10 protein-coding genes are annotated in these 10,745 nt (G+C 68.6%); 4 read left to right on the forward strand and 6 right to left on the reverse strand.

The features are described from left to right. From FUT87_RS04230 to FUT87_RS04245, 5 genes are all read right to left on the reverse strand, one after another. Positions 1–593: transporter substrate-binding domain-containing protein (locus FUT87_RS04230; protein ID WP_255511657.1), on the reverse strand; the 593-nt coding region annotated here is incomplete at its 3' end. Then, positions 560–766 carry a hypothetical protein gene (locus FUT87_RS30325; RefSeq protein WP_255511655.1) on the reverse strand — a complete coding sequence of 69 codons (207 nt, stop codon included), beginning with the start codon at positions 764–766 and terminating at the stop codon, positions 560–562. The genes FUT87_RS30325 and FUT87_RS04230, both read right to left, overlap by 34 nt. Positions 767–905: 139 nt before the next feature. After that, positions 906–1,880 carry an alpha/beta fold hydrolase gene (locus FUT87_RS04235; protein WP_147240191.1) on the reverse strand — a complete coding sequence of 325 codons (975 nt, stop codon included), beginning with the start codon at positions 1,878–1,880 and terminating at the stop codon, positions 906–908. Then, positions 1,877–2,668: a sulfurtransferase gene (locus FUT87_RS04240; RefSeq protein ID WP_183480438.1), complete on the reverse strand. Its 792-nt coding sequence runs from the start codon at positions 2,666–2,668 to the stop codon at positions 1,877–1,879. The genes FUT87_RS04235 and FUT87_RS04240 overlap by 4 nt, the downstream gene beginning before the upstream one ends. 87 nt (positions 2,669–2,755) lie before the next feature. Continuing rightward, positions 2,756–3,799, reverse strand: a complete 1,044-nt coding sequence (locus FUT87_RS04245; protein ID WP_255511656.1) for a peptidylprolyl isomerase — start codon at positions 3,797–3,799, stop codon at positions 2,756–2,758. Between the two features lie 71 nt (positions 3,800–3,870). Here FUT87_RS04245 and dnaE point away from each other — a divergent pair, with 71 nt between their 5' ends. The 4 genes from dnaE (at position 3,871) to FUT87_RS04260 (ending at position 10,244) form a co-directional block, all read left to right on the forward strand. Next, complete coding sequence (gene dnaE / locus FUT87_RS04250) at positions 3,871–7,437, forward strand: DNA polymerase III subunit alpha (RefSeq protein WP_147240192.1); 3,567 nt, start codon at positions 3,871–3,873, stop codon at positions 7,435–7,437. A 63-nt stretch (positions 7,438–7,500) separates the two neighbouring features. Beyond that, positions 7,501–8,478, forward strand: coding sequence for a DUF4253 domain-containing protein (locus FUT87_RS04255; protein ID WP_186830354.1), 978 nt, complete (start codon positions 7,501–7,503; stop codon positions 8,476–8,478). 227 nt (positions 8,479–8,705) lie between these two features. Beyond that, entirely contained in the window at positions 8,706–8,846 is a 141-nt protein-coding gene (locus FUT87_RS28390; RefSeq protein WP_186830355.1) for a hypothetical protein, read from the forward strand. 99 nt (positions 8,847–8,945) lie between these two features. Next, entirely contained in the window at positions 8,946–10,244 is a 1,299-nt protein-coding gene (locus tag FUT87_RS04260) for a patatin-like phospholipase family protein (protein ID WP_147240194.1), read from the forward strand. A 6-nt stretch (positions 10,245–10,250) separates the two neighbouring features. On the opposite strand, the gene FUT87_RS28395 is transcribed toward FUT87_RS04260, so the two are convergent. Next, positions 10,251–10,745: hypothetical protein (locus FUT87_RS28395; protein ID WP_186830356.1), on the reverse strand; the 495-nt coding region annotated here is incomplete at its 5' end.

Here is a 10,745-nt window from a genome sequence, read left to right on the forward strand (position 1 = left end):
TTGTCGTTGAGCTTCTTGAAGGTGCCGTTGGCCTTGACCGCGGCGATGGCGTCGTTGAACTTCTTGCCCAGCACCTTCTCGTCCGCCTTGCGCAGGCCCACGCCGGAGCCGACGCCGAAGTACTTCACGTCGTCGTAGCTCGGGCCCACGAAGGCGTAGCCCTTGCCCGCGGGCGTTTTCAGGAAGCCGACGTCGGCGGCGACCAGGTCGGCCAGCGTCAGGTCCACGCGGCCCGACTTCAGGTCCAGGAAGGCCTGGTCCTGCGTGGCGTAGCGGACGATCTCGCTCTGCTTGAAGGTGTCGGTCGCGAACTTCTCGTGGATGGTCGCGCGCTGCACGCCGATCTTCTTGCCCTTCAGGCCGGCGGGCGAGAAGTCGAACTTGGCGTCGGCCTTGGCGGTGAAGCGGGCCGGGGTGTTGTAGTAGGGGTTGGAGAAGGCGATGACCTTCTTGCGTTCGTCGGTGATGGACACCGAGGCGATGATCGCGTCGACCTTGCGGGCCTGCAGCGCCGGGATCAGGCCGTCGAAGTCCTGCTGCACCAGCGTGCACTCGGCCTTCATCTCGGCGCACAGCGCGTAGGCCAGGTCGATCTCGAAGCCCTTGAGCTTGCCGTCGGCGCCGACTTCGGAGAACGGGGGGTAGCGCCCTCGACGCCGATGCGGATCTTCTTCCAGTCAGGGGCCTGGGCGTGCACGGCACCGGCGGTGGCCAGCAGGGCGCAGGCGGTCAGGGCGGCGCGGGCGATCAGTTGTCGTCGTTGCATGAAGGCTCCTTGTGATTGAGCAGGAATCGTGGAATGGACTTCCGGTTCCGCCTCTTGGGCGGCTCGCTCCCGCTTCGGGGGAGGCGGGTCCGGAATGGGGGGGATTGTTGCAATGCCGCAGGCGTGGCGGCCATCAGGGTTAAGGAGAGTGCAAAAACGTGTGAACGGCCTGGACGGTGGACGCGGGGTCCTCCTCCTGGGGGACATGCCCCAGTCCGGGGAAGACCTGCACGGTGCTGTGCGCGATGGCCTCATGCAGGCGCGTGGCCGCCACCGGCGGGATCAGGCGGTCCCGGCCGCCCCACAGGATCAGCGTCGGCGCTTGGATGCGCGCCAGCAGCTCGACGTGGCGGCCGGGCGTGCGCTGTGCCAGGCGTTGCGTCAGCGCCTCGCGGTTGCCTTCGCGCAGCGTCAGCTCGAAGTAGCGGTCCACCAGCGCCGCATCGACCTTGGAGGGATCGCCATAGACCTCGCGCACGCTGCGGTCCACCAGCGGCCGGGGCAGGAACACGCCGGCCAGCCAGTGCAGCAGCCGCGAGTCCGGCAGCCGGAAGCCGGCCGGCACCGAGGCACTGGGCAGGTCGAGCCCGCCGGCGTCGACCAGCACCAGGGCCGCGACCTGTTCCGGATGCCGGGCCGCGTACTGCCAGGCGAGGCCGCCGCCCATCGAGTTGCCGCCGAGCACCATGCGGCTGATCTGCAACTGCTGGAAGAAGGACCACAGGAACGAGCCATAGGCGTCGTCGCTGTAGTCGCCTAGAGGAGAGGGACCGGTCAGGCCGAAGCCCGGCAGGTCGAGCGTGATGACGCGGCGCGTCGCGCTCAGCGACTTCACCCATCCCTCCCAGGTGTGCAGGCTCGCGGCGGTGCCGTGCAGCAGCACGATGGGGGTGGTGTCGGAGCGGGGACCCTCGTCGCGGAAATGGACCAGCTGGACCTGGCCGCCCGGCAGCTTCAGCTCGAGGAAGTCCGACGGCGGCGGCGCCCAGCGCGCGATCAGGCTTTCCAACGGCCGGTCCGGCGCGCGGAAGGCCATCGCGAGCAGCGCCGTCGCCAGCACGGCGAACCCCAGCAGCTTCATTAGCCGGGCGCCGAAGGTCGGGCGATCGCTCATTCGATGACGGATTTGGGCGAGGCCGCCAGCTCGGGATCGACGGCGCGGCGCTCGTCGAAGACGAAGCAGTCGCCGTGGTAATGCGCGCCGCCCACTTCCTCGAAGTACTTCAGGATGCCGCCCTCGAGCTGGTAGATCCGCGCGTCGACGCCATGCGCGCGCGCGTCCTGCTCGAGGTAGAGCGCCGCTTTCTCGCAGCGGATGCCGCCGGTGCAGTAGCTGACGACGGTCTTGCCGGCCAGTTCGGCGCGGTGGGCCTGGACCGCCTCGGGGAACTCGCTGAATTTGGCGATGCGCCAGTCGATCGCGCCGTCGAAGGCGCCGACGTCGACCTCGAAGGCATTGCGCGTGTCCAGCGTCACCACCGGGCGGCCCTCGTCGTCATGGCCCTGGTCCAGCCAGCGGCGCAGCGTGGCGGCCGGCAGCGCGGGCGCGCGCGGCGCCTGGTCCGGGCGGATCGTCGGATGGTTCATCCGGATGATTTCCGGCTTGACCTTCACCAGCAGCTTGCGGAACGGCACGGTGTCGCTCCAGCTTTCCTTGGGCGCCAGCGCGGCGAAGCGAGGATCCGCGCGCAGCGCGCCGACCCAGGTCCGCACCGCCTCGGCGGGTCCGGCCAGGAACAGGTTGATGCCTTCCTCGGCGATCAGCACCGTGCCCTTCAGGTCGAGCGTGCGTGCGCGCTCGTGCAACGTGTCCCGCAACGCGTCCGGCGCCTCGATGGCGACGAACAGGTAGCAGGAGATGTTCAGGACGGGCAGGGGTTCAGGCGGGACAGCAGCGTTCATGCCGGTGCGGCGGCGCGGGGCCGCGCAGGATCAGCAAAACGCGCGATTGTAGGGCGCCGGCGCCCGCGCCCGGGGGCGCGGATGCGCTCAGCGACGACTCTCGGGCGACTTCGGTTCGTTGAGCTTGACCTCCGGCCCGGCGGCCGGCTTGACGCGCACCGGGACGGCGGCGCTGCACAGGTCGGTGTAGCCCGGGCTGTGCACGAACCAGCCGCCCCGATGGCGGCGGGCGTCGAGCAGCTCCTGCCAGGTCGGCGTGTCGGTGCGCAGCACCTGCAGCGCGGGCCGCTGTTCGGCCGGCAGCGCCGCGGCCAGCGCCACGCGCTCGATGCCCAGCCGCTGCTCGGGCTTGTCGTAGAAGCCCATCGCCGCGCCGCCGCGCGGCAGCGAGGACAGGAACTCCATGCCCTTGAGCACGCGGCCCACGACCGTGATGTTCAGATCCAGCCCGCGCGGCGCCTGGCCGATGACGGCATAGAGCTCCGCGCCGGTGCTGGAGTCGGCCGCGTTGCCGCGGCCGGCGCCGACGCTGCCGTAGCAGTGCGCCAGCCAGGCCTTGCCGGCCTTGGGATCCGCCGCCGCGGCGAAGCCGTCCACCTGGCCGACTCGCGGCGCCCAGCCGTCGACGTCCGGCAGCACCGTCATCGGCACTCCCTTGAGCGGGATCGAAAACTCGGCCGGCAGGTGGGCCTTCGCCCCCGCAGGGAAGGGCTTGCCCTTGCCCTTCATGCCGGTGTCCTCGTCATCGGCGTTGGGGTCGCCCCATTGGGTGACGAAGTTGTCCTGGACCCGCACGATCGCCAGCCCGTCGTAGTAGCCGCCGCGGGCCAGCGCCCGGATGTTGTCCACATGCGCGGGGGCGAAGCGCGGCGCCAGTTCGATGAACACCTGCCCCTGCGGCAAGGTCATCACCAACAGGTTGTCCGGGTCGACGTCGCGCCACACGGACGCCGGCGCGGTGGCGAGGATGTCCGCGCTGCTGCGGGACGGCTTCGCCGGCTTGGGCGGCTGGGCCGGGGCCGTGGCGGCCAGCGCCATCAGCGGCGCGCACAGCGCCAGCGTCGCCAGCGCGGTCGCGCAGGACCGGGAACGGGGCGTGGTCGAGAGGCTCATCGTCATGCTGGTCGTCATGCTCATGGTCCCGCGGGCGCTCCGCGCGTGTGTTCGATGGGGGGCGAGCATAGCCTTCTTACAATCCGCCGATGGCTTTCGTTCACCTCCGCACCCATACCGAGTACTCCGTCGTCGACGGCACCCTGCGCATCGACGACGCCGCCAGCGCGGCGGCCAAGGATGGCCAGGTCGCCCTGGGACTGACCGACCTCGCGAACATGTTCGGCGGGGTGAAGTTCTACAACGCCTGCCGCAAGAAGGGCGTCAAGCCGGTGCTGGGGGCCGAGGTCTGGCTGGAGCCGGACGCCACCGACAAGCCGCCCAGCCGCGTGCTGCTGCTGGTGCAGAACTTCCAGGGCTACCTCAACCTGAGCGAGCTGCTGTCGCGCGCCTGGATCCAGAACGTGCAGCGCAACCAGGCGCTGTTGAAGCTGGAATGGATGCAGGAACTCCACGAGGGCCTGATCTGCCTGGGCGGCATGCAGTTCGGACCGGTCGGCCAGGCGCTCATCGCCGGCGACGAAGCCAAGGCCCTGGACTGGGCCCGGCGCCTGGCCGCGATCTACCCGGGCCGCTTCTACATCGAGCTGCAGCGCGCCGGGCTGCCCGGCCAGGAGGCGCTGCTGCGCCAACTGGTTCCGCTGGCCGCCAAGGCGAAGCTGCCGGTGGTGGCGACGCATCCCATCCAGTTCCTGAACGAGGACGACTTCGAGGCGCACGAGGCCCGCATCTGCATCGCCGACGGCGAGACGCTGGCCAATCCCAAGCGGGTCAAGCGCTTCCTGCCGAGCCAGCACTTCAAGTCGCAGGCGGAGATGGAGAAGCTCTTCGCCGACCTGCCCAGCGCGATCGCCAACACGGTGGAGATCGCCCGGCGCTGCAGCCTGACGCTGGTGCTGGGCAAGCCGCAGCTGCCCAACTTCCCGACGCCGATCCAGGCCGACGGCACGCCGATGCCGATGGAGCAGTACTTCCGCATGCTCTCCTACGAGGGCCTGGAGGACCGGCTGAACCTGCTCTACCCCGACCCCGCCAAGCGCGAGGCGGTGCGCCAGCGCTACGTCGACCGGCTGGAGTTCGAGCTCGAGACCATCATCAAGATGGGCTTCCCCGGCTACTTCCTCATCGTGGGCGACTTCATCCGCTGGGCGAAGAACAACGGCTGCCCGGTGGGGCCGGGCCGGGGTTCCGGCGCCGGCTCGCTGGTCGCCTACGTGCTGCTGATCACCGACCTGGACCCGCTGCAGTACAACCTGCTGTTCGAGCGCTTCCTGAACCCGGAGCGGGTCTCGATGCCCGACTTCGACATCGACTTCTGCCAGGGCAACCGCGACCGCGTCATCGAGTACGTCAAGGACAAGTACGGCCGGCCGGCGGTGAGCCAGATCGCGACCTTCGGCACGATGGCGGCCAAGGGCGCGCTGCGCGACATCGGGCGCGTGCTGGGCATGGGCTTCGGCCATGTGGACTCGATCGCCAAGCTGGTGCCGGCGCCCCCGGGCAAGACGGTGACGCTGGCCAAGCTGCCGCCGGACTTCGACCCGGACAAGGCCAAGATGGTCTACGCGCGCCACGAGTCGCCCGAGATCGAGGAGCGCGAGGCGCAGGACGAGGAAGTGGCCGGCCTGCTGGAGATGGCGGCGCGCGTGGAGGGCACGGTGCGCTCGATCGGCATGCACGCCGGTGGCGTGCTGATCGCGCCGGGCAAGATCACGGACTTCTGCCCGCAGTACCAGCAGCCGGGCTCGACCTCGGCGGTGAGCCAGTACGACAAGGACGACGTCGAGGCCATCGGCCTGGTCAAGTTCGACTTCCTGGGCCTGGCGACGCTGACCATCCTCGAGCTGGCCAAGGACTTCATCGTCGCGCGCTATCCCGAGCACAAGGACTTCGCCTTCGAGACCATCCCGCTGGACGACAAGCGGACCTACAAGCTGTTCTCCGACGGCCTGACCGAGTCGGTGTTCCAGTTTGAATCGAGCGGCATGCAGCGCATGCTGAAGGACGCCAAGCCCTCGCGCCTGGAGGACCTGATCGCGCTGAACGCGCTGTACCGCCCGGGCCCGATGGACCTGATCCCCAGCTTCGTCGCGCGCAAGCACGGCAAGGAGGTGGTCGAGTACCCGCATCCGCTGGTGGAGCCGGTGCTGTCCGAGACCTACGGGATCATGGTCTACCAGGAGCAGGTGATGCAGACCGCCCAGGTGCTGGGCGGCTACTCGCTCGGCGGCGCGGACATGCTGCGCCGCGCGATGGGCAAGAAGAAGGCCGAAGAGATGGCCATGCACCGCGAGCTGTTCCGCAAGGGCGCGGCCGAGAAGGGCATCGATCAGGACAAGGCCGACGAGGTCTTCGACCTGATGGAGAAGTTCGCGGGCTACGGCTTCAACAAGTCGCACGCGGCTGCGTACTCGCTGCTGGCGTATCACACCGGTTGGCTGAAGGTCCATTTCACGGCGGAGTTCTTCGCCGCGAACATGACCATCGAATCGGACGACACGGACAAGCTCAAGGTGCTCATGAACGACGCCAAGCTGTTCGGCATCGAGTTCGAGCCGCCCAACATCAACCTGGGCGTGGGGCGTTTCGAGCCGATGGGCGCGGACGAGGGCACGGTGCGCACGCCGCCGAAGGAGGGCGCCAAGCCGGGCGTCACGCCGCGTGCGCGCAAGATCAACTACAGCCTGGGGGCGATCAAGGGCACCGGCGCCGGCGCGATCGAGGCGATCGTTCGCGCCCGCACCGAGGGCGGGCCCTTCACCAGCTTCTTCGACTTCTGCGCGCGGGTCGACCGCAAGGCGGTCAACAAGCGGGTGGTGGAGGCGCTGATCAAGGCCGGCGCCTTCGATGCGCTGCATCCCGACCGCGCGCGGCTGCTGGCCAGCGTGGCGCTGGGCTACACCTACGCGGACAACCTGGCGCAGAACGCCAACCAGGGGGGGCTGTTCGACTTCGACGGCACGCATGGTTCCTCGACGGCGGAGCCCGAGTTCGTCGACGTGCCGCCGTGGGGCATCAAGGAGCGGCTGAGCCTGGAGAAGACGGCGATCGGCTTCTACCTGTCGGGCCACCTGTTCGACCAGGCGGAGACCGAGCTGCGAAAGATGGTCAAGCGCCGGATCGTCGACCTGCAGGACAGCCGCGAGCCGACGACGGTGGCGGGCATCGTGTCCGACATGCGGGTGATCAACGGCTCGCGCGGCCGGGTGGCGATCTTCAAGATCGACGACAAGACCGATGCGATCGAGGCGGTGGCGAATGAGGAGCTGCTCAACGCCAACAAGGAGCTGCTCGCCGAGGATGAGTTGATCATCGCGGTGGGCAAGGTGCAGAACGACCGCTTCTCGGGCGGGCTGCGGATGAACGTGCAGCAGGTGTTCAGTCTGGCGGCGGCGCGGGCGCGCTTCGGGCGCTACCTGCGCACGGCGCCCAACCTGCCGGCGGCGACGGTGCTGGAGCTGGTCAAGAGCTGGCCCGCCAAGCGGGTGGAGACGGAGCAGGGTGTGCTGAGCCAGGGCCTGGAGCTGCGCATCCCGATCAAGCGCGCGGGCGCGACGGCGGAGCTGGGCCTGGGCGGCGCGGGCAAGTTCTGGCCCAGCGACGAGGCGCTGGAGCAGCTCAAGCCGGCGGAGATCGTGTACTCGGAAGGCGGTTGATCGCCTTTCGATCACAACGCTTATGGCATCGCCGGTCGTCGGCTCAGTGAGATGAGGGAATCGATGAACGTTCAATCGGTCGTCGTCCGATTCGATGAGTTGGCCGGCGACGCGGCAGCTCGGGTGGCGATGGAGGAAGGGATCGCTGCCGTCCTGCGTGGCGGGTCGTTAGGCGCGATCGCGGCACCAGATGATTTGTCCGTCGCGGCGAATGAGTTGGTCCTGCGCGGCCCGGACGCCAATGCAATCTACGACGCGATTCGGCCGCTTCTTTTGCTGTCGCTCGCGGTGCGCCAGGTCAGCGTGGCGCTGCGCTACGGAGAAGCCGGAGATGGCATCGACGATTTCCTGACGACGCTCCGACCCGCGCCCTTGCCATTCCCCATTGAGGCCTGCGCGAGCAGAAGCGTCGAGTCGCGCTTGCGTGAGTTGCGTTCGAGCGGCAAGGGCATCCCCGTCATCCTGGGCGACGTTCGCTCAATCCTGGAATGGCAGGAATGGCTCGCGACGGCGCCCTGGCCGTCCGTTGAGGCTGTGCTTGAAGACGCCGCGGCGATCGATGTCGCGGCTTGGTTGGAACTGCGCGAAGCGGAGGAACTGGCGCTCGATGCAGTGATTCCGGACGAGCAGGCGGCGCTCGCCGCATGGCCACGAGACCAGGAGCCGCTTGGTTGCCTGGGTGAAACGAGGCGGCATGCGCCGGACCAGCCGTTGTGGATCGGAAAACTGGCCACGTCCGATCCCTGGGCAGTCGCAGCGTGCCTCCAGATCGGCGGATGGAACGACTGCCCGGCGACGCCGGCGCATGTGGCCTTGTGGCACTCCTGGGAGGAGCGTTTTGGCGCTCGAATCGCATGCGCGACCGGGAGCACCGTCGAGTTCACCGTTGATCGACCGCCGCGCGTCAGGGAGGAAGCGCTCCGCCTCGCGCGCGAGCATTTCCTTTACTGTCCCGACCAGATCGATCAGGGATACGGGACGTTCGAGCGATTGGCCGCAGCACTGCTCGATGCGCCGGTGTGGCGATTCTGGTGGGACTAAAGGTTAAAAGTTGTCCGGACAACTTTTAAGTCGCGCAAAACTTGCCAGATGAGCTTTAAGACTTTTCCGTTCATTGTTGAAGATTCGCTGGAAGGCCTTGGCGCGCGGATCTCCCTGGCTCGACGGGCGCGGCGATTGACTCGGCCTGATCTGGCGGCCGAGGCGGGAATCGGCCTGAGTACCTTGGTCGCGTCGAGAACGGCGCCCCGACAGTTCAGATCGGTTCGGTGCTCATGGTGTTGTGGGCATTGGGCCTGGAAGGCACCTTCGACTGTTTGTCAGATCTCGGCTCGGACAAGGACTTGTCGGCATACATGGCTGACTTCGTTCCGTTGCGGGTGCGCGCGCGCAAGCGAAAGGCGCCGTGATGCCAGCTGCGCCATGCACGCCAACGCTTCGCGGTCATCCCCCATTTGCCGGGTAAACCGGCGACACCCCGCCGTCCTGCCCGGCGTAAGCTGCGCCTCATGCAGGATGCCAAGCCCAAGACCGGCCTCATCCTTACGGGAGGGGGGGCTCGCGCGGCCTATCAGGTCGGCGTGCTCGCGGCCATCGCGCAGCTCCGGCGCGACGCCTGCACCACCGGCGACAACCCCTTCCAGGTGATCGCCGGCACCTCCGCCGGCGCGATCAACGCCGCCACGCTCGCCTGCCAGGCGGACGACTTCTGCTCCGCCGTCGATGGCCTGATGTACATCTGGCAGAACATCCACGTCGACCAGGTCTATGCCGCCGACTCGCTGGGCGTCATCCGCTCCGGCGCGAAGTGGCTGACGATGGTGTCGCTGGGCTGGGCGCTGAACCGCTGGCGCCGCACGCGCCCGCGCAGCCTGCTCGACAACACGCCGCTGCGCGGCCTGCTCGACCAGTGGATCAAGATGGACCGGCTGGACGACATGCTGGCCAAGGGCTACATCGACGCGCTGGCCGTGACCGGGTCCAGCTACACCTCGGGCCACCACGTCACCTTCTACCAGACCCACCAGCAGCGCGAGCCCTGGGTGCGCACGCAGCGCATCGCCACGCGCATCCCGCGGCTGTCGATCGAGCACCTGGTCGCGTCGTCGGCGATCCCGTTCATCTTCCCGGCCGAGCCGCTGGACCTGGCCGGCGCGGTCGAATGGTTCGGCGACGGCTCGATGCGGCAGACGGCGCCGATCTCGCCGGCCGTGCACCTGGGCGCGGAGAAGGTGCTGGTGATCGGCGCCGGCCGCATGCACGAGGCCGGCGGCGAGGGCCAGCACGGCCCGACGCCGACCGGGCATCCGAGCCTGGCGCAGATCGCCGGGCATGCGCTGTCCAACATCTTCCTGGACGCGCTGGCCGTGGACATCGAACGACTCAAGCGCATCAACAGCACGCTGGCGCTGCTGCCGGAGGAAGCGCTGCGCAACACGCCGCTCAAGCCGATCGAGGCCCTGGTGATCGCGCCGAGCCGGCCGCTGGACAGCCTGGCGGCCGAGCACCAGGGCGCGCTGCCACCGCCGATCCGCGGGCTGCTGAGAGGCATCGGCGTGTCCGGGGAGGGCGCTTCGGCGAGCGGCTCGGCGCTGGTCAGCTACCTGCTCTTCGAGCCGGAGTACACCAGCGAGCTGATCACGCTGGGCATGGCCGACACGCTGGCGCGGCGCAGCGAGATCCAGAAGTTCTTCGACTGGCCGGCGCAGGCGCCGCAGGTCGATCCGGCGACGATGCGCAAGCGCGCCGGCGGCTTCGCGCTGCAGATGCCGCCGAATCCGCCGGGGCCGCCGCGCCTGGTGGCGTGAACGGGATCAGGGCCTCGCGGGCGGAGAGCTCCGCCTCGCGCGCTCCGGATTCCAGCAATGCTGCCAGTCGTAGGGCAACGCCGACGGCATCGGATTGGACAGCTCCAGGGTCGAGCGGTGCTCATCCACCCGGTAATGCGCCCAGTCCCAACGTTTCACGAACGCGGCGGTCATCTGCACGCGGGTCGGAATGGCGCATTTCCAGGTGGGGAGATCGGACGAGGGCGGCGACACCGGCTTGAGGGCGGTCGAGGTCTCGCGGGGCGGGTTCCGATGAATCTCCAGCAGCAGCATCTGCCCGGGCTCGATGGCAATGGGATCCGGGCCCGTCAGGCGCAGGCCGTCCACGGTGTTCCCCTGGTCGTCGACGATCGGATTGATCACGATGTCCTTCAAGGTCACGATGGTGCGCTCCTGGTTCAGGATCGCCAGGAGGAGGCTTGTCACCTCCCGCGTCGGGATCTCGGTCGAGCCGTCCTGCCGGGTTTCTGCCTGGCGTGC

The organism is Mitsuaria sp. TWR114 (genome assembly GCF_007997345.1).

Excerpts from the sequence above, each read along its gene's own strand:
- FUT87_RS04255 (WP_186830354.1), top strand. The coding sequence starts at position 7,501 with ATGAACGTTCAATCGGTCGTCGTCCGATTCGATGAGTTGGCCGGCGAC.
- FUT87_RS04245 (WP_255511656.1), bottom strand. The coding sequence starts at position 3,799 with ATGACGACCAGCATGACGATGAGCCTCTCGACCACGCCCCGTTCCCGG.
- dnaE (WP_147240192.1), top strand. The coding sequence starts at position 3,871 with ATGGCTTTCGTTCACCTCCGCACCCATACCGAGTACTCCGTCGTCGAC.
- FUT87_RS04260 (WP_147240194.1), top strand. The coding sequence starts at position 8,946 with ATGCAGGATGCCAAGCCCAAGACCGGCCTCATCCTTACGGGAGGGGGG.
- FUT87_RS04235 (WP_147240191.1), bottom strand. The coding sequence starts at position 1,880 with ATGAGCGATCGCCCGACCTTCGGCGCCCGGCTAATGAAGCTGCTGGGG.
- FUT87_RS04240 (WP_183480438.1), bottom strand. The coding sequence starts at position 2,668 with ATGAACGCTGCTGTCCCGCCTGAACCCCTGCCCGTCCTGAACATCTCC.
- FUT87_RS30325 (WP_255511655.1), bottom strand. The coding sequence starts at position 766 with ATGCAACGACGACAACTGATCGCCCGCGCCGCCCTGACCGCCTGCGCC.